The organism is Candidatus Bathyarchaeia archaeon (assembly GCA_035283685.1).
GTDB lineage: Archaea > Thermoproteota > Bathyarchaeia > Bathyarchaeales > Bathyarchaeaceae > DATETJ01.
Genome location: DATETJ010000002.1, coordinates 220,691 through 242,978, shown reverse-complemented (window position 1 = coordinate 242,978; position 22,288 = coordinate 220,691). Strand labels below are relative to the sequence as shown.

16 protein-coding genes are annotated in these 22,288 nt (G+C 47.9%); 14 read left to right on the top strand and 2 right to left on the bottom strand.

Going from position 1 to position 22,288, the window contains the following annotated elements:
• Positions 1–36 precede the first annotated feature (36 nt).
• The 6 genes from VJ249_01370 to VJ249_01345 all read left to right on the top strand — a co-directional run bounded on the left by VJ249_01370 (position 37) and on the right by VJ249_01345 (position 8,892).
• Complete coding sequence (locus VJ249_01370) at positions 37–816, top strand: HD domain-containing protein (protein HKZ93216.1); 780 nt, start codon at positions 37–39, stop codon at positions 814–816.
• 83 nt (positions 817–899) lie between these two features.
• Complete coding sequence (locus VJ249_01365; protein HKZ93215.1) at positions 900–2,996, top strand: amylo-alpha-1,6-glucosidase; 2,097 nt, start codon at positions 900–902, stop codon at positions 2,994–2,996.
• 107 nt (positions 2,997–3,103) lie between these two features.
• Positions 3,104–4,672 carry an alpha-amylase gene (locus tag VJ249_01360; protein ID HKZ93214.1) on the top strand — a complete coding sequence of 523 codons (1,569 nt, stop codon included), beginning with the start codon at positions 3,104–3,106 and terminating at the stop codon, positions 4,670–4,672.
• A gap of 209 nt (positions 4,673–4,881) precedes the next feature.
• Positions 4,882–7,374, top strand: a complete 2,493-nt coding sequence (locus VJ249_01355) for a mannose-1-phosphate guanyltransferase (protein ID HKZ93213.1) — start codon at positions 4,882–4,884, stop codon at positions 7,372–7,374.
• A gap of 87 nt (positions 7,375–7,461) precedes the next feature.
• Positions 7,462–8,622 (top strand): glycosyltransferase family 4 protein, encoded by a 1,161-nt coding sequence (locus VJ249_01350; protein HKZ93212.1) that lies wholly within the window; start codon positions 7,462–7,464, stop codon positions 8,620–8,622.
• A gap of 9 nt (positions 8,623–8,631) precedes the next feature.
• Positions 8,632–8,892 (top strand): ArsR family transcriptional regulator, encoded by a 261-nt coding sequence (locus VJ249_01345; GenBank protein ID HKZ93211.1) that lies wholly within the window; start codon positions 8,632–8,634, stop codon positions 8,890–8,892.
• 367 nt (positions 8,893–9,259) lie between these two features.
• Here VJ249_01345 and VJ249_01340 read toward each other — a convergent pair whose 3' ends face one another.
• Both VJ249_01340 and VJ249_01335 read right to left on the bottom strand, forming a co-directional pair.
• Positions 9,260–10,324: a DUF4921 family protein gene (locus VJ249_01340; GenBank protein ID HKZ93210.1), complete on the bottom strand. Its 1,065-nt coding sequence runs from the start codon at positions 10,322–10,324 to the stop codon at positions 9,260–9,262.
• 30 nt (positions 10,325–10,354) lie between these two features.
• The gene (locus tag VJ249_01335; GenBank protein ID HKZ93209.1) at positions 10,355–11,617 is read right to left on the bottom strand and encodes a glycosyltransferase family 4 protein; all 1,263 of its coding nucleotides are present in this window, start codon (positions 11,615–11,617) and stop codon (positions 10,355–10,357) included.
• Between the two features lie 173 nt (positions 11,618–11,790).
• On the opposite strand from VJ249_01335, the gene VJ249_01330 reads away from it, so the two are divergent.
• The 8 genes from VJ249_01330 (at position 11,791) to VJ249_01295 (ending at position 22,243) form a co-directional block, all read left to right on the top strand.
• Positions 11,791–12,336 (top strand): DUF5752 family protein, encoded by a 546-nt coding sequence (locus VJ249_01330; GenBank protein ID HKZ93208.1) that lies wholly within the window; start codon positions 11,791–11,793, stop codon positions 12,334–12,336.
• A gap of 177 nt (positions 12,337–12,513) precedes the next feature.
• Entirely contained in the window at positions 12,514–13,785 is a 1,272-nt protein-coding gene (locus VJ249_01325) for an extracellular solute-binding protein (protein ID HKZ93207.1), read from the top strand.
• Positions 13,786–13,798: 13 nt separating this feature from the next.
• Positions 13,799–14,722 carry a sugar ABC transporter permease gene (locus VJ249_01320; protein ID HKZ93206.1) on the top strand — a complete coding sequence of 308 codons (924 nt, stop codon included), beginning with the start codon at positions 13,799–13,801 and terminating at the stop codon, positions 14,720–14,722.
• A complete protein-coding gene (locus VJ249_01315) occupies positions 14,723–15,574 on the top strand; it encodes an ABC transporter permease subunit (GenBank protein HKZ93205.1) in 852 nt (283 codons plus the stop codon). It begins immediately after the preceding gene.
• An 87-nt stretch (positions 15,575–15,661) separates the two neighbouring features.
• Positions 15,662–16,774 (top strand): ABC transporter ATP-binding protein, encoded by a 1,113-nt coding sequence (locus VJ249_01310; protein HKZ93204.1) that lies wholly within the window; start codon positions 15,662–15,664, stop codon positions 16,772–16,774.
• A 27-nt stretch (positions 16,775–16,801) separates the two neighbouring features.
• A complete protein-coding gene (locus VJ249_01305; protein HKZ93203.1) occupies positions 16,802–18,574 on the top strand; it encodes an alpha-glycosidase in 1,773 nt (590 codons plus the stop codon).
• Positions 18,575–18,706: 132 nt separating this feature from the next.
• On the top strand, positions 18,707–20,203 hold the full coding sequence (locus VJ249_01300; GenBank protein ID HKZ93202.1) for a hypothetical protein: 1,497 nt from the start codon (positions 18,707–18,709) through the stop codon (positions 20,201–20,203).
• Positions 20,204–20,221: 18 nt separating this feature from the next.
• Positions 20,222–22,243 carry an alpha-amylase/4-alpha-glucanotransferase domain-containing protein gene (locus tag VJ249_01295; GenBank protein HKZ93201.1) on the top strand — a complete coding sequence of 674 codons (2,022 nt, stop codon included), beginning with the start codon at positions 20,222–20,224 and terminating at the stop codon, positions 22,241–22,243.
• The last annotated feature ends 45 nt before the right edge of the window (positions 22,244–22,288 follow it).

The window sequence follows — 22,288 nt, the reverse complement described above, 5'->3', positions numbered from 1 at the left end:
AATATTAACTAGCTATATCTAAGGAGTGTTGGCATATTGGCATACGTTTTCAACATCCCCTTTCGAGACAATGCAAAATTGAAGCGCTTAATCAATGAGGTGCGTAAAGACACACGGTTATGGACCTTCTGGAAATGCGCCAACGTTATGGCTATTGACCGCATGGGCTACACGGATCACGGTCCAACTCATGTCAAAATAGTGGCAAACTCGGCGCTGAAGATCCTTCGAATTCTGATCAACAACAAAGTTGTGCCAAGCATCGTTAAGAACTACAGCATGAAAAATGAGGATGCTGAAGTCGTGGTTGTTCTAGGTTCGATTTTCCACGATTTGGGCATGATTGTAACGAGACACGAGCATGAACAGATCAGCGCTTTGTTCGCTGCAGAATTCATTGAGAAGCATCTGCGGCAGATATACAGCGAGGAAGAGCGGGCAATAGTGACTTCGGAAGCATTGCATGCCGTGGTTTCACATGAGACTCCTAGGAAGCCGCTGACTGTGGAGGCGGGCGTGGTGAGCATTGCGGACGCCTTGGATATGGAAGAAGGCAGAGCTCGGATTCCATTTCAGTCTGGAAAGATAGATATTCACTCGGTCTCAGCGCTTTCAATTAAGAAAGTGGAAATCCAAGAGGGCAAAGACAAACCCGTAACTGTAAGAATACTGATGACAAATCCAGCGGGAGTCTTTCAAATCGATGAGTTGTTGAAACCAAGAATCGAGAATTCTGGACTTAAGGCATACATCCACGTCATAGCGGAAGTTTCGGGTGAGAAAGAGGCAGAAATCCTAAAGAAGTTCGAGATTTAAGCTCCTTCAACCTGCTTCATTCTGCATTTGTTGCATGAAGCCTTTAAAGGTCACCTGCTTCATAATGAGGCAATTTGGTTATCATGAGCTCCCTGCCCACGATGAAGATTGGGTCAAACGTTCTTTCAGACACGAACAGAGCATTGAAGACTGAGTGGCTGGTGACGAACGGTTTAGGCGGATACGCCTCTTCTACCATTCTAGGAGTCAACACTCGCAAGTATCACGGGCTTCTTGTGGCTGCTCTTAATCCACCTGTTGATCGATGGGTGCTTCTAACTAAGCTTGATGAGGAAATCCAATTCGGCAACAATCGCTTCAGTTTCGGAGCAAATGAAACCACATTGGGATTGCAGCCTGCCAACTCCGTTTTTCCTGATGAGTTTTCCCTTGGTCCATTGCCAACTTGCACTTTCAGTGTTGACAAGCGGTTTAGACTCAAGAAAACTGTTTTCATGCCTCGCGAAAGGAATGCTTCGATCATCGCTTATGAAGTAGCTAACACCTCAGGAGAAACAGTGCGAGTCTCATTGTCGCCTTTGATAAACTGCAGAGGGTTTCACTCAGTTACTACGAGAAGTCTGTTAAGATGGAATGTTAGGCAGGAAAACTCAAATCAGCTTTTAATGGCACAGCCTTCAACGAATGCTTCAACTCTGTTATTGTTTTCCCCGGAAGGACAGTTCAATGCAGAGCCCAGCGGATGGGTTGAAAACTTCTATAGAGCTGAAGCTGAGCGTGGAGAAAGCAGCGTCGACGACAATTTTCGACCGGGGGCTTTCGGCTTAGATGTCGCGTCAGATGAAACTAGGAAACTATCCGTACTGGCAGTTGGAGGCAAGGACGAGCGCGACGCTGAGAATACTCTCTGGACCATCTACAAGGATGAGGGCAGTATTGATGCTGTTTACGAATCAGAGCTGAAAAGGAAAAGAGACCTACTTAGCGACTTCCAGAAGTACCACAATGATCTTGACATAGAGGGCTGGTTGAAATGGTTAATCTTGGCTGCCGACGCCTTTATAGTCAAACGAGAGTTGACGAGAACCAAATCTGTGATTGCTGGCTACCACTGGTTCGCAGATTGGGGTCGCGACTCGTTGATTTCATTGCCAGGACTAACGCTCACTTTAGGAAGGTTTGAAGACGCTAGACAGGTGCTGCAGACTTTTAGCCTGTACTGTCGGGAAGGTTTGATTCCAAATAGCTTTCCTGATGATCCTCAGCGTGTTCCAGCCTACAACACTGTCGACGCAACGCTCTGGTATTTCAACGCTATTTTGCAGTACTTGAAGTATACAAGCGACTTTCAGTTCGTTCAGCAAGCATTCTGGCCTACGCTAGAGTCAATAATTGATCATCACGTGAAAGGCACTTTATTCGGCATCCATGTTGACACCGATGGCTTGTTGGAACATGACGCTCAGTTGACATGGATGGATGCAGCTCCTGACGGAAGACCAGTTACGCCACGTAGCGGCAAAGCCGTCGAGGTCCAAGCGCTGTGGTACAATGCTCTGAGAATCATGCAAATACTCTCCGACCGTTTCGGTCAAGATGACAAGGTTGAAATATACGGAAGAATGGCTGAGAAAGCCCAAAAGAGCTTCTTGGAAAAATTCTGGCATCCACAGATGAGCAACTTGTTCGATGTGGTTAGCGCCTCGGGCAAAGACAACTCGTTGCGACCAAATCAGGTTTTGGCAGCCTCGCTCGACTTTACAATGCTCGATAAAGTGAAGGCTGAGTTGATCGTCGAATCCGTCTGGAGACAGCTATTGACTCCGTTTGGGCTTAGAACATTGTCCAGCAGCGACCCACGATATGCTGGAAGATACCATGGAGACAGGCGGAAACGCGACATGGCGTATCATAATGGCACGGTTTGGCCATGGCTGCTTGGGCCTTTCGTCACAGCTTTGCTCAGACTGCGAGGTCACGACGCTCATTGGCGCAACATTGCTTTTGAGAACTTTCTCAAGCCCTTGTTCACTGTTGAGCTGCAGCGCGCAGGGTTAGGTTCGATTAGTGAGGTCTTTGATGGGGACTCGCCACATGACCCCAGAGGCTGCATCGCTCAGGCTTGGAGCGTAGCTGAGCCATTAAGAGCTTATATGGAAGACATCCTGCTAAAACGACCGCCGTATGAGCAGCAAATCATGAAGTCAAACAAAGTATAGAGAGTCATGAGCCAACATCTTTATTGAGGCTTAGTTAACAAACAATAAATACTGACGCTTGATGTTAGGTTGTCTTTGCCACTAAGCACATAGATGGAGTTTCAGCCTTGCCGGACGTTTGCCTCATCTTTGAGGTTCACCAGCCCTTCCGTTTGAGCAGAAACTTCCATGCAAATCTACTAGCTAGACCTCAGGTTAGGAAAAGCGACCTGTTTGACATGTATTTTGACCATGCCTTGAACCGCGAAGTGTTCGAAAGAGCTGCTCGAAAATGCTATTTCCCAGCCAACGGCATCATCTTGGAGCAAATTGACCGATTCAAGCACGAGTGGAAGAAGTTCAAGGCAGCCTACAGCATCACGGGCGTTCTTATTGAGCAATGCGAACGCTGGAGTCCAGACCTGATAGAGTCTTTCAAGCAGTTGGCTCAAACTGGCTGCGTCGAGTTTCTTGATGAAACCTACTACCATTCTCTCGCTAGTTTATTCGGCCCTGACAGATCAGAGTTCATTGAGCAGGTGCAGATGCACAAGCAGCTCATGAAGGACTTGTTTAACTACGAGCCTAAAACCTGCATCAACACAGAGTGCGTCTACAACAACGCCGTGGCTAAAACACTTGAGAGCTTGGGCTACAAAGCTACAATCACGGAAGGTGTTGAACGCCTTCTGCGATGGCGTAGCCCTAACTATATCTACAAGGCTAAGGACTCCAATCTGCGCGTGCTGTTGCGCAATTACCGCCTTTCAGACGATGTGGGTTTCCGCTTCACGGCACGCTGGTGGAACGAGTGGCCACTAACCGCCCAGAAATATTCCAGTTGGCTCGCGGCTTCGCAGGGCCAAGTTATCACTTTGTTCATGGACTACGAAACATTGGGTGAGCACCACTGGCCCGAAAGCGGCATACACGATTTTCTGCGCTGGTTACCAAGCGAGGTTACAAAATGGCATCATTTGAATTGGGCGCTGCCAAATGAAGTTGTAAATTGGCATCAGCCCGTTGACGAAATAGACGTTCATGAGTTCTTCTCAGTTTCTTGGGCTGACTTGGAGCGCGACATCACAGCATGGCTTACAAACCCGATGCAGTGGACCTGCTATAACCATGTTAAGCAAATGGAACCCTTGGTTAAGGACATAGGAGATTCTGACCTTATTCGAATGTGGCGCTATCTGCAGGCAAGCGACCACCTATACTACCTGAGCATAAAAGGCGGCGGACCGGGTGATGTCCACAGTTACTTCAACGCTCTGGGCACTCCCATCGAGGCCTTCACAGTGTATTCCAGCGTGCTTTCAGACTTTGAAGCTCGCATCATGATTGAACTGCAGAAACCCGAATGGGTAGCACGCAGAATGCTACGCGCCTTTCCGGCTGAGAGAGGCTTTACCTTCTTCTACGAGTTCGCCAGACCCACACAGACAACTGTAAACGGTCTTGAAGAGTTTAGCTCCGCGTTGAAAACCGTTGATGCCAAATCGATTGAATTCCACACCGAATGCGGCGATTTCGAACGATGGACTAGACACGTGATAGGCGACAACACGCTAAGTGACAGGCTCCGAGACGTAGCCGCTCAGAAACTTAGTGGCGAAACCCTGCGAAAAAAAGCTGTTAATGCAGTTGAACTCAGAATCAAAGAGCTGAAAGCAATCGCCCAAGGCACCAAGTAGAAACGCAACAGCATTTTCTCGGCTTCGCCAAATGCTCCGAAAGCATTCACCACTACCTGCCGCTATAGTTGAAGAATCTTGGCCTCAGCTTCGCGCTCATTGCGAATGCGGGATTAACATTAAGCGATGTAACAAAATCATTTATTTTATCAGGGCTATAATCCAATGAGACAGACAGCTAATGAAAACAAGGCAGTTGTGATTATGCTATGCAAGCCGTCGTGATGGCTGGAGGCGAGGGTACTCGTCTTCGCCCGTTAACAACCAACCGCGCAAAACCCATGGTGCCTGTTGTTAATAAGCCCATGCTGGAGCACACACTTGACCTCTTGAAGCAACATGCCTTCAAAGACGTTGTTCTAACGCTTCATTATCTACCTGAAGCAGTTCATGACTACTTTCAGGACGGCGACGACTTCGGCGTCAAGCTCACCTATCTTATTGAGGAAAAGCCTCTAGGGACTGCTGGAGGCGTAAAGAATGCTGAACGCTACTTGGATGGAACATTCGTTGTTTTCAGTGGCGACGTGCTTACAGACATTAACTTGTCGAAAGCTCTGAGTTTTCACAAGCAATCAGGCGCCATCGCCACAATAGTGTTAACACGGGTTTCTAACCCAACCGACTACGGCATCGTAATAACTGAAAAAAACGGTCGAATCAAAAGATTCTTAGAGAAGCCAGGCTGGGGCGAAGTTTTCAGCGACACAATAAACTCTGGAATCTACATTCTTGAACCTGAGATTTTGAAGCACGTTAGAACGGATATGGAATTTGATTTCAGCAAGAACCTTTTTCCCGCACTGCTTGAGTTAGGCGAGCCACTGTACGGCTATGCTTCGGACGGCTATTGGTGTGACATAGGCAATCCGGTGCAGTATCTTCAAGCCAATCACGACGCTTTGCAAGGAAGACTAAAGGTTAGTATTCCTGGAAAAGAGACGCATGGCGTCTGGATCGACGAAGGCGCCGAGATAGAGGATTACGTTGAAATAAAAGAGCCAGCTCTGATCGGAAGGAAGACTCGTATTCGCGACAAAGCATCCATTGGACCCTTCTCAATCATAGGCAGCGGCGTCACTGTCGATGAGAAGGCAACAATCAAGCGGTCCGTTGTATGGAACAACACAGTCATTGGGCCACGGGCAGATCTGGCTGGATGCCTTGTTGGAGAAAAATGCACAATAAAAGATGCAGCCATAGTTTTGGAAGGCGCTGTGGTTGGAGACGAGTGCATTGTTGGACGAGGTGCCACAGTCAAATCGGGCATAAGAATTTGGCCCGGTAAGATGATTGAGGCAGGCGCCATGGTTACAATGGATCTCAAGTGGGGCATGCGTTGGATGACATCGCTCTTCGGCAACCATGGCATAACCGGCTTAGCGAACATTGAAATCACACCTGAATTTGCAGCGAAACTTGGTGTAGCATTCGGCTCATTTCTGGGAAGAGGAACCAGCGTGGTCGTTGGACGAGATACCCATCGCGTCTCACGCATGGTCAAACGTGCAATAATGGCTGGATTGACTGCTGCGGGAGTAGACGTTAGCAACTTGCAGATTTGCCCAGCACCTGTAACACGCTATATGATTCGCAGCTTGGGCGCAACCGCTGGAATCATGGTCAGCATGTTGGAAATCGACCCTCGCATGGTTAGCATACGATTCTTCGACTCGAACGGAATGGAACTAGACCGCGCGTCTGAGAAGAAAGTCGAGAGCGTTTTCTTCCGCGAAGCGTTTCAACGGGTGCTGCCAGACGAGGTCGGCGACCTCATCTATCCAGCTCGCACAGTTGACTTTTACCGCAAGGACGCTATGAAATTCCTAGACTCTGGCGCCATACGAAAAGCAGGTTTAAAGGTTGTTATTGACTGTGCGAATGGAGCAGGCTCAGCGGTCGCCCCTGCCATCCTAGGCGAGATTGGATGTGATGTAACAACCCTTAACTCTCGATTTGATGAGATTGTTGGTCCGCGCACTTTTGAGCAGGTTCCTTCCTCGATTCTGAATCTGGCTCGGGTGGTCAAGGCTATAGGCGCTGATCTAGGAATGGCACTGGACAGCGACGCCGATCGCGTGTTGTTTGTGGACGAAGAAGGCAGTGCCCTCTCAGGCGACGTGTCACTAGCATTACTTTCCCGAGAACGAATCAGAGAACGGAAGGGTGGCAAAGTCGTAGTGCCAGTTAGCTCTTCGAGAATCATAAATCATATTGTTGAACCCGAAGGCGGCACGGTGATCCGCTGTAAAATCGGTGCAAGATCGCTTCTGGACGCCATGATAAAGCATGAAGCAGTTTTCGGAGGCGAAGAAACAGGAGGCTTCGTCTTTCCAGAGTTTCAGAGAGGATTCGACGGCATATTCTCATCGGCGAAAATCACCGAAATACTAGCTCGCAAGAATACGCGCCTAACCGAACTGTGCAGCGATTTACCCAGTCTGTATATGGCAAGAGGCTCGATAGCAAGCCCAATGGAACTGCGTGGACACATTATGCGCAGCTTGATAGAGGAATTTCGCGACCGCCAAATAGACACAATTGATGGCATAAAGGTCTTCTACGATGACACGTGGATACTTATGCATCCAAGCAGCGAAGAACCAGTGATCAACCTATATGCGGAAGCTCCAAGTAAAGAAGCCGCGGATAAAGCTATTCACGAGTATGTAGAAAAAATCAAGGCGTTGATTAAGGCTTAGCAAGTTTCCAAAAGTCTACCCATGATTTTTTAAGTCAACCGTCGTCTTAATGGTGTCTCTTGCTTTGCACGCGGGTGTTGTGGCAAAATGCGCGTGGCTATGATATCATGGGAGTACCCGCCTCGCATAGTCGGCGGCATCGCCCGACACTGTGAAGGCTTAGCCAAAGCTTTGGTTCAGCAGGGACACGAAGTGCACATTTTCACCCTTGATCTTCCAGGTGCGCCCGATTATGAGGAGCAAAGCGGCATCCGAATCTATCGAACAAGAAGCGAGGTGGGGCACCCAAACTTCTTGACATGGGTCTTGCTTTTCAACCATTTTATCGAGAAACGCATGGCGGGCGTAAGTCAACTCGTGGACTTCGATGTTTTGCATGTGCACGATTGGCTCACAGCACCAGTTGGCATATCCTTCAAACACTTTACCAAGAAACCGTTAGTTTTCACCGCTCACAGCACGGAGCACGGGCGCTCGGGTTTGCACATACCAGATTCGTTCACCATCGATGGACTTGAGTGGTGGTCAACATACGAGGCGAACAAAATAATTGTTACAAGTGGCTCCATGAAAGGCGAAGTCTGCGGTCATTTCCATGTGTCCGATAGCAAAGTGGACATAATTCCAAACGCCATCGACACCACTCCATATGAAGCTTCAATGGACAGAGGAGCTGTTCGTGCACGTTGGGGCATTCAACCTCATGAAAAATTGGTCTTGTGCATAGGGCGACTTGTACCTCAGAAAGGCGTCGAGTACTTGATCCACGCAGTCCCAATTATGGCCAGAAGGCGACCTGAGGTCAAATTCATCATTGTAGGCGACGGCTGGTATCGAGATCACCTAGAATACCTCGCCAACACGAGTGGTCAAAGGTGGCGAATCACGTTCACTGGTTTTCTTTCAGATTGGGACCTAGCTGCTCTAACAAGGAGTGCTGATGCCATGGTGGTCCCGTCTGTCTACGAGCCTTTTGGCATAGTCGCCCTTGAAGGCATGGCTGCAGGCGTTCCAGTTGTGGCGAGCCAAGTGGGCGGCTTAACCGAGTTCATAGAGCACGACCGAACAGGCGTGCTGGTTTATCCTCGGAATCCTGAATCGATTGCATGGGGCATAGACCACGTTCTATCGAATCATAGTCATGCTGAATGGCTGGTCAAGAACGCTCGAGAGATTGTGCGCAAGACTTATAGTTGGGATGCTGTTGCTAAAAGAACAGCGAAGACATACAAAGAAGTTGTGGGATGAAGTGATTTCATGAGTCTATCATCTGGGCCGCAAGTGCCTGAAGAGTTCCGTGTTTTGTCGATGATGCACAACATAGGGGCTCTTACGCCGGAACGCTCCCTTACAGTGGATGAACTTGCTCAGTGGACTGGAATGGATGCTGGAACAATCAAGGTTCATGTGCAGAAACTGCGGGAAGGCGGCTACGTAGAATTCGTGCAGATAAGCGGTATTGAAAAATATCATGTTACACGAACCGGCATAATGAAAGTTCTAACCCTGTATAGCTGACAAGCCGGATCCGAGGTAGTCGGCGCCAAGGAAACAATCACTATTTTTTCCAATAGAGTTGTCGTCGTCACTAGGGAGAAGCTCTACAACGACATCCACACAGCCACAGCACAGCCGCAAAACACACTCCAACAACGGTAGAAGAAGGTATAAGGGGCTTATCTCCTTCTTCTTTTGAAATTACTTTTTCCGCAGAGTACCCAACATACCCAAAAATCACCCAAACCAACATCGAAGCGCACCACAACGCACACAGTTCAGCTCCGATCCAAAAAAAAGCATGACCAGTTGGCTACTACTTCCACACAGCCCTGAGGGAGCAACAATCAGCGAATCATAAAGAATTTCTTTCCTAGCCTTCCTCTGCCTACAGTTTTTTCGCTTCTTCTGTTACTGCTTCTCGCAGACTCTGCGCAGCGTCCTCCGGCGAAACAACATTGATGAACATTCCCGTGCTCTTCTCAAACCCAGCCCAGATGCTCAAACGTGGATAAACCTCCAAATGCCAATGATAACAGTCGCAGGCTCCAGCCGTAATCTGGTGAAATCCAAAATTATAAGGCGGGTCACCCAGCAAAATCCGCAAGCCACCGAAGCTCGCACGCATAGTTTTAGCCAGAGCCTCTGCCTCTGCTTGTGACAGATCCAACAAACAGCACTGATGCTTCCTCGGAAAAACCCAAAACTCAAACGGATGCGTGCCAGCCCACGGCGCGAAAACAGCAAAATGCTCATTCTTCCAGATGAAACGAGGACTCTGCTCCTCCTTCCTCAGAACCTCACAAAAGACACACTCTTCATTCTTCTTAAAGAATTCCCGACTGGCTTTAAGCTCTTCCTCCACAGTCTTGGGCACTATGGGTGTAGCGATGATCTGCGAGTGCGCGTGCGAAAGCGAAGCTCCTGCCTCAAGTCCATGATTTCTGAAAACAGAAACATACGCGACATACGGTTTTGAGCAAAGTTCTCTCAAGCGATCCACGTAAGCATTGACAACATGCGTCAGCTGCGGAACACTAGCCACACTTGGATGCTCATCATGCCTAGGCGATTCAACCAGCACTTCATGATGCCCCGCGGCACCAACACGCGCAAGAGCTCCTTTCTCGAGTCCGTGCCATTCGCCTTCCTTTGGAGGCATAAAAGCAGGATAAAGGTTGGACACGCACCGAATAAGCCAGTTCTTATGGCGCAACCCATCTAGGTCTCGGTCCTTTCGTATGCCGCCACCTGCTTTAAGATACACCAAAACGGCTGGCGGGGTCATGTGCTCGTTGCCGGGTTCTAAAGCACACACGCCGACCTGTTTGCTTTCCTTAGGCGTCCCCTTAAAGTCCGTTGGACGTTTCTTCCTCGCCGCGGCGATTACAGTCCAGCGGTCTAGCAAGTAGTCCTTCCGCATCTCGTTGGACGCTACAGAGTCAGTAGTCAAACTTTACCACTTCAGCACTGTGAGCAGAAACTAACCTTTTTTAGGTTTTTGGGACTCTAACAACTCGTTATAAACCTGGACGGTCTTCTTAGCGATTTCGTCCCAAGTAAACTCCTTCAGAACCCTCTTCCTACCGTTCAAACCCAATTGGCTCCTCTTCTCAGGATCCTGCAATGAGTTGACTATACCCCACGAAATATCAGTTGGATCGTTTGGATTCACATGGAAACCACAATGATCCGGGCCTGTGGGGATGACTATCTCACGCATGCCACTGACTCCACTAGCTCCTACCACTACTGGTTTTTCCATACTCATGGCTTCGATAGCCACGATGCCAAAAGGCTCGTAGACACTTGGAAACACTGCAACGTCGCAGGCTGCATAATGAGCGATGCGATCTTCTTCAGGAATGAACTCGAAACAGAATTTAACACTGTCTTGGACTCGCAGATTCTGTGCCAATCGGACTAGATAATCCTGCATGTCCCCGAGACCAACGATCACAAGCTTGGCGTTTGGGATCTTCTGCAACACATGAGGCATTGAAGCAATGAGCCTATCCACGCCCTTGACTGACACCAGCCTACCAAGAAACAGCACCATCAAGTCGTCTTCCTTCAAGCCATACCGGGCACGTATCTCCCGAGTCTTCTCCTTGCTCACCTCGTTTGGACTGTACTTCTGCGGGTCAACACCATTGTAGACTACTCGTATCTTCTCTGGGGGGAAACCGAGCCCTACAAGTTCGTCACGCATTGCATTGGAAACAGTTACGACAATGTCTGCTGTCTGCGCCGCTCGCAATTCAATGTTGCTCACTACCTCTGAACCATTCCCCATAGTGCGCCCCTTCTCAGTTGAATGAACATGAAAAGCAAAGGGCATACTCAACTCACGCTTAATGGCGATGCCGCCCATCGCTGAAAGCCAATCATGTGCTATGGCGATGTCGAAGAGGAAACCTTCGCTACGAACAAGTTCGTTCACCATTTTCGAAGCTGTGAGGTAATTGTACACCAGAAGCTTCGAGAACAGGTGGATGCCTCTACCCCATTTTCGCACGTCCTCAGCGATCACGTCTGGCAACGAGTCAGAAACATCAATATGCAAAGGACGATGAATCTCTATGCCACGCCACAGCTCTCGAGTGGGCAAGCTTCCAGTATCATCGTTCATAGTGAAAACAGTCACGTCGTGATCGAGGAGAACAAATTTCCTCGTAATCTCAGCAGCATACGTGCCTAAGCCACCGACAATTTTAGGCGGGTACTCGTAGACTAGCACTGCCATCTTCACGGTGAATCACTCTCATCCGATCACTCTTGGTTCTTCTCCTATAACAACATTGAATTTTATAAGGTGTATGCATCCAGCGTCCATCCATAAATCGTGTAACGATACAAAAGTCTGAAAAGGCTCTTTGCTTACTCTATCTCTGTCACAGTCCGGGGGAAAATTGAAACTTGAGTTTGGGTGAGGAAAAAACGCGAATTCTACAGCTACTCTGGGAGCAAGCACAGCCTGTATTAATGAAAGATGTCGCCCAAAAACTAGGGCTAAAAGTGGCTGCCACAAACATGCATCTGCTCGGCTTAAGAAAGACCGGGCATGTTAATACCCCAAAGCATGGTTACTATGCAATTACCGAACAAGGAAAAGAAGCCATCGGCTTGACCAAAATAGATAAAGAGTCAGCGGCAAAAATACTGAGTCATATGACCGCGGAAAAAGCCTTCCACTTCTACACAGGCCTCCACCAATACACCCACGTAATCGCTCACAGTTTGACCGAGTTTGTCGATAAACTGCAAAAGATCGAAGTCAAATCAGTTGAGTTTCACGTTTCACGAAAAGATTTTGAACACTGGGCACAGAGCTTAGGCGACATGGAATTAGCTAGACGGCTGGGTCTAATCCGAAATCTGCAGGTACATGGAGAGGACTTGAGAACAAGAGTATACGAGACAGTGAAACATCGCGCAGAAGAACTCAAACGCGTGCACAGATAAACTCGGAAAGGAAGATCAATAGCGTTCGCATTCGCTCAAATTGTCAGTACGTGTCGTAAGTCACAGGGAAGACTAAGGTTTGTCTTTGGTTTCTGTGCGTTTCAGAAGCTAAGCGAGTATTTCGAAACTGTTATATCCAAAATGCTTCTTAGAGAAACATAAGGAGAGGACAGACTTTTGAAGTTGTTACCGTCCAAGAAAGCGATGTCAACAATGGTGACCGTTGTATTAATCGCAGTCGTTGTGGTCGCTGCATTCGGCGTCGCATGGTACATTTTTGCCCCTAAGCCTGTACGCGCCATCACTGGGACAGTCACTGTGTGGCACGGACTTACAGGGTCAGAGGAAGTCGCCGCTAGAACAAGGATAACCGCATTCAACAAGGAATATCCAAATATTACTGTCCGATTTGTATGGAAACCCAATCTCAAAGAAACCTTGAAAGTAGCGATTCCTGCAGGTCAAGGTCCTGATCTATTCACATGGGCTCACGACTGGACTGGCGAATTCGCTGCAGCCAACCTTACACTTCCAATCGACAACTATGTCGATCAAGCAACAAAAGATCTATACTTCCCAGCTGCACTATCGGCTGGAATGTACAAGGGAAAACTCTATGCCCTCCCAATAGCTGCGGAAGCCATCAGCCTAATCTACAATAAGGCATTTGTGCAGACTCCCCCGGAGAACACTGACCAATTAATACAGCTATTGAACAATCCACCAACCGGCGCCCAGTACGCTCTTGCGCATGTAGCTCAAAATGACCCATACCACATGTATCCATGGGTCACAGGTTTTGGCGGGTTCTACTACAATGACACTTCTGGGCTAGTAGGCCTAAACACATCGGGTACTATTGCAGCTGCCCAATGGTTCAAAGACAACGTCTTGCCCAAGTTAAATCCAGACCTCGGGTACGGTAGCCAGACAGCACTGTTCTATGAGAAAAAAGCTGCAATGATGATAGGAGGCCCATGGACCATCGGGGACGTAAAAAAAGCCAACATCAGCTATGGCCTTGCACTGATACCCAAACTTGTACCGAAAAATAGCATTCGCCCTGCACCTTACCTTGGAGTTAAGGTCATGTGGTGGACCAAGAACGTGAAAACTGAAAACGTTGAGGCGGTCACAGTATTCATGAAGTGGTGGTGCGGTGTCGACAACCAGATAGCCTTAGCCAAGGTGCTTGGATGGGTGCCCGTAGCCGAAGCCGCGTATGAAGACCCAGAGATTAGAGACGATCCAACTATAGCTGGATTTGGCAGACAAATCGAGTTCGCAACACCAATTCCCGCCAGCCCTCAGATGGGTGAGGTATGGGGACCCGGAGGCGACGCTTGGGGCGCAGTTCTGTCTGGAGCCAAGTCACCACAGGTTGCATTCCAAGAAGCTCAAGACACAGCGATAACCAATATAAAGACCAAGTATGGCAAGTATCCGTAGCGAACGGTCAAGAATGACCAAGAAATCTCACCCCTCCCATTTTTTCAAGGACATATGGAGACGGAACTCTGTTGCCTATCTCTACATGCTTCCCTCTCTTGTTCTACTGCTTCTTTTGAACCTCTATCCAATAGTGTTCTCCATAGGCATCGCTTTCACCAACATGAACCTTAGTAACATCACTGGCGGCTATGGATTCATAGGATTAACCAACTTTGCTACCCTTCTGGGCTCGTTTAGTTCCCAGTTCTACTATGTTTTGTTCAAGACTTTTCTATGGACCTCAGTTAACGTCAGCCTGCAAGTCCTATTTGGACTTGCTTTTGCCCTTTTCTACAATTCCATGGGCATTTTCGGGAAGAAAGTCCACTTGTCGATAATAATCCTTCCTTGGGCAGTTCCCGGATACATTTCAACATTGATTTGGATGGGGATGTTCCAGACAGGCTTCGGAGCTATAAACCAAGTTATGCGATCTGTCGGATTGTCCGGTTTAAACTGGTTGAATGAAGAGTGGCTTGCTTTCGGAGCCTACAATGTCGTGAACACTTGGCTGGCATACCCATTCATGATGACCGTTATCTTGGGCGCACTCCAAGGAATATCCCCAGAACTGTACGAGTCTGCCACCATTGACGGAGCCAGATCGTGGCACAAGTTCAGACACATAACACTTCCATTGATAAGAAGACCTCTGTTACTAGCCACATTGCTCACCACAAACACGACTTTTCAGCAATTCAATGTTCCATTCCTGTTGAACAATGGCGGACCTGCAAGGCTTAATGAGATTGTGATGGTTTACGGCTACAAGACGATCTTCACAGGAAACTTCTATGGACTCGCCTCCGCTTTTCTAGACATCGTCCTCATTATGATTCTCATCATAGGTTTCCTTGGTCTAAGGGCCAGCAGATTGGCTGAGGAGGAGAAATAGGTGCAGTTACTCAAGAAACCTTCACGAAATCAGGCGTTCAGAGTAATTAAGAACTTACTTGCCGTCGGCATCGAGTTAGCCATAATATTCCCAATAATCTGGATCTTCTCAGCCTCGATCAGAAGTTATAGTTCTCTGCTCACCACCACACTTCAGATTATTCCACCTAATCCGACGATAGAAGCCTATAGCTGGGTCTTCTTCGAATCACCGTTTTGGACATGGTTACGCAACAGCCTCTTCGTGTGTTTATTCACAACTGGGCTAGTAATCCTCATCGCCAGCCCCGCAGCCTACGTTATGTCTCGATTCAATTTCCTTGGAAAAAAGCCTATCCTGTATGGACTCGTCTTTATACAATTCGTACCCGGGCTTCTAATGTTCATAGCTTTCTTCTATCTTCTACTGTTGTTTGGGCTTTATGACAACCTTTTTGGGCTTGTACTGATCTATGCCGCCTTGCTTCTACCATTCAACATATGGAACCTCAAAGCCTTCTTTGACACTATTCCCAAGGACATAGATGAGGCGGCTCTTATTGATGGTGCGTCGTACCTCGACGTTATGTTTAACGTTGTATTTCCCGTGTCTCTGCCCGGTTTAGCTGTGACCGCATTCTTCAGTTTTCTTTCAGGGTGGAACGAGTTCATCATTGCAAGCCTCGTTCTCGGAAGCGAGGAGAACTACACTTTGCCATTGGGCCTGTATGGACTAAGTCAGGTTACCTTCCAGACAAACTGGCCTCGCTTTGCAGCCCTTTCGGTTCTAGGTTCAATACCGTTGATCATAATGTTCATATTCATTCAGCGCTATTTGCGCGCTGGACTGGCGATAGGAGCCGTTAAGGGTTAAGGTGAGTCCCAAAAAATCCTAGGGAAACGCATATGACACTCCTGAACCACAGAAACGTTAACAGATCCGTGCACAGAGCGAATAACCATGGCTGATGTTTTACTCGAGAGTGTAACAAAGGAGTTTGAAGGCGGCGTATTGGCAGTCAAAGATCTTTATCTCGAAATAAAGGACAAAGAGTTCGTGGTCTTGCTGGGTCCAAGTGGCTGTGGTAAGACAACGACCTTGCGCCTGATTGCAGGCTTGGAAACGCCAACTCGCGGGACAATCTACATTGGGGGCGAACCCGTGAACAATGTGGAGCCTTGGGCTAGAGATGTAGCCATGGTTTTCCAGAGCTATGCTCTTTATCCTCACATGACAGTTTTCGACAATATTGCATTCCCACTGAAAATGCACAAAGTGCCCAAAAAAGAAATCAAGGAACGTGTAGAAAAGACAGCCGAGCTGTTAGAAATCAAACAACTCCTGACGCGGCGACCCAAACAGCTTAGCGGTGGACAACGACAGAGAGTAGCCTTGGCGCGTGCCATTGTTAGAAATCCCAGAGTTTTCCTGATGGATGAGCCCCTAAGCAACCTCGACGCCAAACTACGAGTGTTGATGAGGATTGAGCTAAAGAAACTTCAGCGAAGAATCGGGGTGACAACAGTCTATGTGACTCATGACCAAGTAGAGGCAATGACATTAGCCGACCGGGTGGCAATTCAATATAATGGCGTGCTCCAACAATACGCTCCACCAATGGAGATTTTCGCGCATCCTGCCAACAGGTTCGTTGCTGGGTTCGTGGGAACGCCGCCGATGAATTTTATCGAAGGAAAGCTAAAGCCTTGGGGCGAATTGAGGATGTTCGAATCTGAAGAGTTCAGGGTTGTACTTGATCCCAAAGCCAATGAACGACTTACGAACATTAGAGCACTTCCCGTCGATGCAGCGTATGGCATCAGACCCGAAGACGTTGTCCTCGGCGACAAGGGCGAACCGACAGAATGGATACAGGGTGAGGTTTACGGCGTTGAACTCCTGGGTTCCCAAAACGTTGTTCACATTGTGATTGACAAAACCAGAATCGTTGCCATCGCTCCCGCAACCAAGCTCTATCAAATGGGCGAAAGAGTCTGGGTGAACCTTGCAAGTAGCAGAGCTCAAATTTTCGACCGAGAAACAGGCCAGACTCTGACGACATCTGTATCTTAGAAACCAAAATGACTTTGGGGACTGTCGATGTTGCGCGAGGCGATATTCCATAAGCCATGGAGTCCTTATGCTTACCTACTCGATGCGGACACCTTAAGCGTCACACTAAAGGCAAGGAAGGGCGACCTAAAGAGTTGCCAACTCTTCCACGGCGACCCATGGGAACCAGAAAAGCCGCTAGAAAAAATTGAAATGCCCCACGTCGCAGCCGACGATCTGTACGATTACTTTCAAGCCATCATTAAAGTGCCAACATCCAGAAGGTTTCGTTACACCTTCTATTTAGATGACGGTCATACGCCACTGTGGCTTACAGAGGCAGGCTTTAGCACCACACAACCCACACCTAAAGAGCTAGGCTTACCCTTCTTCGAGTTTCTTTACATCCGCGAAAACGACGTTTTCACTACCCCAGAATGGGCACGCAACGCCGTATTCTATCAGATATTTCCTGATAGGTTCTGCAACGGCGACAGGACAAATGATCCGTCGAACACTGTGAAGTGGGGGAAGCCGCCTCAAACACATGAGACTTTTTATGGAGGCGACCTTCAGGGCATATTGGATAAACTTGAATACCTTAACAAGCTTGGCGTAAATGCCATTTACTTAACGCCAATTTTTGCCTCGCCCACCACGCACAAGTATGACACAACAGACTACTACAAAATCGACCCAAACTTCAGCGATGTAGCCACCTTCAAGAAACTAGTACAGAAATGCCGTGAAACCGGCATAAGGGTTATTCTAGACGGCGTATTCGACCACTGTGGGTACGAGTTCTGGGCGTTCCAAGATGTGGTCAAAAATGGCGCTCGGTCAAAGTACAAAGACTGGTTCCGAATCTTCAGCTTTCCAATCAAAACCCATCCACTACCAACATATGAAACATGGGGAAGAAACATATGGCGTTTACCAAGGCTTAGGACATCGAATCCTGAAGTCAAAAAATACCTTATCGACTTGGCTGCATATTGGATAAAGGAGGCAGACATTGACGGCTGGCGACTCGACACAGCCACCGAAATCGACCATGGGTTCTGGCGAGACTTTCGCAAGGCTGTGAAACAAGCTAAACCTGAAGCCATAATCATTGGCGAAGTACCACATGACGCATCGCCTTGGCTCGAAGGCGACCAGCTGGACTCTGTTATGAATTACCCTTTTCGAGATATTGTGATTGAATTCTTTGCAAAAGGCAGCATCCAAGCTGAGGAGTTCGACGCTCGCTTAACTCAACTGCGTATGCGTTATCAGCGTCAGGCAAATGAGGTTCTTTACAACCTGCTTGGAAGCCACGATACTGCTAGATTTCTGGCTCTGTGTGATGATAGAGTGGAAAAACTGATGTGCGCTTTGGTTTTCCAAATGACATACGTGGGCATGCCAGCTGTCTTTTATGGCGACGAAATCGGGATGTCGGGGAGAAAAGACGAATGGGAAGACAGCCGCCGACCGATGGTGTGGGAAGAAGCTCGACAGAATGGTGAGCTTTTGGCCTTTTACAGAAAACTGATCGCTATAAGAAAAACGCATCGCGCCTTAACCTGTGGCGACTTCACCACGCTACAGGCTAAATCCGACATCAATGTCTACGCCTATCTGAGACGACACGAGCGGGAACGCATAGTGGTTGCCCTGAACAACTCGCCCCAACCACACACCATCGCTCTAAAAGCCCAGAAGATGGGATTGAAGGAAGACACGTTTGTGGATCTATTGAGTGAAGGAAAATACGAAGTAGCCAACGGAGAGATTCTGCTGCATATGAAGCCTTACGGTGCAAGCATTCTGGAGTGATGGCAATTTTTGTTCAATTTGGATTTATGTGGATCGCATGATGTCGTATATGGGCTGTCAGTCCGCTGGATTTTGGCTCCTTAAAGTTTAAGCCGCTTGACTTGACTAAGTACAACCTCTGAAGTGAAGCAAATGGCTGTTCTTCCGGCACCCTTGCGAGATAGGAAGTTTGTCGGAAAATTGTTCCAAGAAAATCTAGGAGCATGGCTTTATGAACCTCGTCATTGGCGTGTTGATCTTAAAGATATTAAGAAAGTCAGCATTGGTTTTCTCAACTTTTCACCGCCACGGTATGACTTCCTCATCTCTGCTACATTGGCAAACGGTCAAACTCTTCAGTTTTACAACGGGCTGGTTGCGGAAGAGTCGGCTCACGAGACTGAAATGATTTATGGAACGTTGAAGCTAGGAAGGTTTCGATTCCGCTTCGTTGATGGCTACACAAATTCGAAGTACGTCCAAGATTTGTTGGAAGCATGGTGCCGCAAGAAGAAGCTTGGGTCATTAGGTTTTGTGGGTCAATTCGTAGATGTTGTTGGAGAGGCTCATGTTAAAATCACAAAACTGGAACCTCTAAACAAGCGTGGGCAAGAGGCGACAACAAACTACCTGTATCGTTGCAAAGGCTCGGTTGAGTTCTCCTCTAGGAAGTTGGATTTTGATATTGTTGCAAAGCGGTTTCTGCCACGAATACCATTTAACCGTGGAAACAATGAGTATGCCATTCTCAGGGCTTTGCCGAGCGGCATAGTGCCCAACGTCCATGGCGCTTTAGTCAATCGGCAGCTTCAAGTAAATGGCGAGAGCCAAGTGCTTGTTCTATTCTCAGATTTCCTAGAAGGCGCTGTTGAGATCGGCAAACAGATCTGGGACTTGATGAATGCGATTTCGCGAAAAAGAAGCCTATGCAAGGGCACAGAATCAGAGTTAGAACGTTTAACTATCATAGTTAAGGAAGCAATAGACAGAGTGGTGTTTCCGTTTCATAAAGGCTGTTTTGAAAAATGGCATTCGCCCGGATTCACAATAAGACAGGACGACGAATACCACAAGTGGTATCGTCTTGAGCTCGAACAAAACTTGAAGTCACTAAGATTAGCCAAAGTGCTGACCTTAAAGAGGGCAAAGACGCTTTCCAAACTATTCAAAACTGCTTGGACACAGATTCTGGGCAGAATCGTAGTTACTGAGATTCACCACGATCTCATGTGGCGCCAAATCCTCAAAGCGAAGGATCGGCTCGTCATCTTAGATCTGGATGAACACATGAAAGGACATGCGGCCAAAGACCTAGCTGATTTGTGTGCTGCTAATCGTTTTATCGCGGAGGACTTGAGGCCAGTGCAGCATGAATATGTACGAAGCATTGCTGAAGACCTGAATACGCTTATTCTGAAATCGTATATGAAAAACGCAGAAGAAATGAATGCCGCGTGGGCAGCGAACCTAGAGGACGCCCTCAAAGTTTATTTAGCCTACAGGCACCTGCATGATGCTGCGTATTATGCCCCTGTGTGGCGTCAAGCAGAAACAGCAAGGGAGAAGATAAACTACAAAAGGTATGTTGACTTCTCACTTAACTGGCTGGAGAAGAGTGAAAAACTTGTGGAGGAGCTTCTTGAGACTTAGGTCACAGAGGTAAACGGGTTGAGTGATGCTGGTTCAGTTAACTGTCCTTTTGTGGTTCATTTTCACCAGCCGGTAGGGCAGCTAGACCGTGTTCTAGATCGAGTGTATGAGCATAGTTACAAGCCTTGGCTGAGAGTCTTTGAGAAGCACCCAGCCATCCAGTTTAGTCTCCACTTCAGCGGATGCCTACTTGAATGGTTGGCGAAGAATCACCCCGACTACATAGCGAAGCTCGAAACCTTAACCAAAAAAAGGCAACTTGAATTCGTCGGAGGAGGTTACTACGAGCCAATTCTACCTATGATACCAGACGCCGATAAGAAAGCGCAGATTCAGCTGCTCACCGAATATTTAGCTACCATGTTGAGCGTGAAACCTGCGGGCTTATGGTTGGCTGAACGCGTGTGGGAGCCCACACTGCCCAAAGTTCTGGCTGAGATGAACATGCAATACGTACTCATCGATGACTATCACATGCGAGCTTCTGGGTATTCCGAACAGCAGACCTACTACACCTACTATACGGAAGAGCAAAATCGCAGCTTGGTGTTATTTCCAATCAACGAACGCTTACGATATCTGATGTTGTGGGAGCCTCAGGAAAGATCCATCGAATACTTACGCCAAGCCAGAACATCTGAGGGAGATCGTGTTGTAGTTTACATAACTGATGCTGAAAAGTACGGGGAATGGAGCGACCCTGCGTATGCAGAGCAGTGGCTTCACCGGTATTTCGACTTGGTTGAAGAGAAATCATGGCTTGTCTCAGTACATCTTGCTGAGTATTTGCAGAAGCATGCGCCTAAAGGTCTCATTTACATTCCATGCGCTGCCTATGATAAAATGGTTGAATGGGCTGACGGCCACTTTCGTAACTTCCTTGCACGGTACGCAGAGTCAAATAACATGCATAAGAGAATGCTCCTTGTAAGAGACAAGCTTACCGAAGCCTCAGGAGTTGGCGTGTCTGCAAAAGTTCTAGCTGACGCGAAAAGACACTTGTTTGCTGCACAATGCAACGATGCTTACTGGCACGGCCTGTTTGGTGGTGTCTACCTGCCCAATTTGCGCCAAGCCTTGTTCAGCCATCTAATCAGAGCTGAAGCCTTGGTTGAACAGGCGGTTGAAGAAAAAACAGGCGAGCCACGTACGGTCAAAGTGATCCAAAGAGACATCGACTACGACGGACAACTGGAGTTGCTGGTAGAAGGTAAACGGCTTAACGCTTATATAAAACCTAGCGATGGCGGCAACCTTTTTGAGTTGGACTACAAGGGAAATTCGGTTTTCCACAATTTCGCTAGTACATTGACTCGTAGACGTGAAAAATACCATGAAAGTTGGGAGCATCCCCCCTTAACCGACTGGTACCGCAGAACGTTGCTACGAGACCATATCCTGCGCAAAGATAGCACCCTTAACAGCCTCATAGGCATGGAGCCCATGTTTGATCAAGGCGACTTCACGATAGAAAGATTCGAATACTCGATAGAGCAGAGCCCAAGTCAAGCAACAATCAAGCTATTGCGAATAGGACACGATTGGTCCAACGGCTCAGAGGCCAAGCTTCAAATCAGCAAAAGCCTCATTGTCCCATTAGACACCGCCACGTTAACATCATTGTATGAACTCAAGAATTTAAGTAACAAACCATTGATTCTACGCTTCGCTCCTGAATCCACACTAATCCCGCCAGTGACGTTTGAATACACACCATCGACTGAGGAGCTGCAGAACTACCCGATTAATGTAAGCGGCAAATCGTCAAAGCTTAACATCAACCTTCTCGAAGCAGTTGCCGTAGGCGCTGCAGAAAGGGTCATTCTTTCAGACGTAGGCAATAATCTGCAAGTGGAAGTCAGTTGGAGCCGCGTAGCTGATTGCTGGGTGCTACCACTCAAAGCCATGGCGCGAACCGAAAAAAAACCCATGGAAATCTATGAAGGCACATCACTCATGCCAATCTTCAACCTGAACCTAACGCCAGACCAAACTCAAACCATAAACTTGGAGTTCAAAATAACTGAAACCAACGGCTGAGCCACATGAATTTTACCAATGCGATTGTCCCCCTTACACTTGGCG

Excerpts from the sequence above, each read along its gene's own strand:
- VJ249_01300 (HKZ93202.1), top strand. The coding sequence starts at position 18,707 with ATGGCTGTTCTTCCGGCACCCTTGCGAGATAGGAAGTTTGTCGGAAAA.
- VJ249_01320 (HKZ93206.1), top strand. The coding sequence starts at position 13,799 with ATGACCAAGAAATCTCACCCCTCCCATTTTTTCAAGGACATATGGAGA.
- VJ249_01350 (HKZ93212.1), top strand. The coding sequence starts at position 7,462 with ATGCGCGTGGCTATGATATCATGGGAGTACCCGCCTCGCATAGTCGGC.
- VJ249_01365 (HKZ93215.1), top strand. The coding sequence starts at position 900 with ATGAGCTCCCTGCCCACGATGAAGATTGGGTCAAACGTTCTTTCAGAC.
- VJ249_01355 (HKZ93213.1), top strand. The coding sequence starts at position 4,882 with ATGCAAGCCGTCGTGATGGCTGGAGGCGAGGGTACTCGTCTTCGCCCG.
- VJ249_01335 (HKZ93209.1), bottom strand. The coding sequence starts at position 11,617 with ATGGCAGTGCTAGTCTACGAGTACCCGCCTAAAATTGTCGGTGGCTTA.
- VJ249_01305 (HKZ93203.1), top strand. The coding sequence starts at position 16,802 with ATGTTGCGCGAGGCGATATTCCATAAGCCATGGAGTCCTTATGCTTAC.
- VJ249_01310 (HKZ93204.1), top strand. The coding sequence starts at position 15,662 with ATGGCTGATGTTTTACTCGAGAGTGTAACAAAGGAGTTTGAAGGCGGC.
- VJ249_01345 (HKZ93211.1), top strand. The coding sequence starts at position 8,632 with ATGAGTCTATCATCTGGGCCGCAAGTGCCTGAAGAGTTCCGTGTTTTG.